Annotated in this window: 1 protein-coding gene and 1 pseudogene; both read left to right on the top strand. The window is 69.1% G+C overall.

Going from position 1 to position 1,077, the window contains the following annotated elements; genetic code table 11:
- Positions 1 to 18: 18 nt before the first annotated feature.
- A pseudogene (locus DKG75_RS23900) lies at positions 19 to 285 on the top strand (YDG domain-containing protein); the annotation flags it as partial.
- A 43-nt stretch (positions 286 to 328) separates the two neighbouring features.
- Positions 329 to 1,077 (top strand): YDG domain-containing protein (locus DKG75_RS22600; RefSeq protein ID WP_211315718.1); only part of this gene is annotated, 749 nt, incomplete at its 3' end.

Raw genomic sequence — 1,077 nt, 5'->3', positions numbered from 1 at the left:
GGCACGGAAGCGGTCAGCCTGACGCCGGTGACGGCCGGCACCTATGACACGAAGACCGTGGGCACCGGCAAGGGGGTGACGGTCACCGGCCTGACCCTGACCGGCACCGACGCGGCGAACTACGCCCTGGCCTCGACCACGGTCACCGGCACGATCGGGACGATCACGGCGAAGGCCCTGACGGCGAGCCTGACCGGCATGGCGAGTAAGGTCTACGACGGCACCACCGGCGCGACCCTGACCGCCGGCAACCTCGACCTCACGGGCGTTCTGGGCACGGAAGCGGTCAGCCTGACCCCNAACCGGCACCGACGCGGCGAACTACACCTTGGCATCGACCACGGTCACCGGTGCGATCGGGACGATCACGGCGAAGGCCCTGACCGCGAGCCTGACCGGCACGGCGAGCAAGATCTACGACGGCACCACGACTGCCACCCTGACCGCCGGCAACCTCGACCTCGCCGGCGTCCTGGGCACGGAAGCGGTCAGCCTGACGCCGGTGACGGCCGGCACCTACGACACGAAGACCGTGGGCACCGGCAAGGTGGTAACGGTCACTGGCCTGACCCTGACCGGCACCGACGCGGCGAACTACACGCTGGCCTCGACCACGATCACCGGCACGATCGGGACGATCACGGCGAAGGCCCTGACGGCGAGCCTGACCGGCACGGCGAGCAAGGTCTACGACGGCACGGGGGGCGCCACGCTGGCTGCGGGCAACTACAGCCTCGCCGGGGTGATCGGCACGGATAATGTCACCCTGACCCCGTTGACGGCCGGCACCTACGACACGAAGACTGTGGGCACCGGCAAGACGGTAACGGTCACTGGCCTGACCCTGACCGGCACCGACGCGGCGAACTACACCCTGGCCTCAAGCACGATCACCGGCACGATCGGGACGATCACGGCGAAGGCCCTGATCGCCAGCCTGACCGGTACGGCGAGCAAGATCTACGACGGCACCACGACCGCGACCCTGACCACGGGTAACTTCGGCCTCACCGGCGTCCTGGGCACGGAAGCGGTCAGCCTGACGCCGGTGACGGCCGGCACCTACGACACGAAGAC

Source organism: Zavarzinia compransoris (genome assembly GCF_003173055.1).
GTDB lineage: Bacteria > Pseudomonadota > Alphaproteobacteria > Zavarziniales > Zavarziniaceae > Zavarzinia > Zavarzinia compransoris.
Note: the sequence above shows the minus strand (reverse complement) of the source record. Positions and strands in the feature narration are given on the sequence as shown.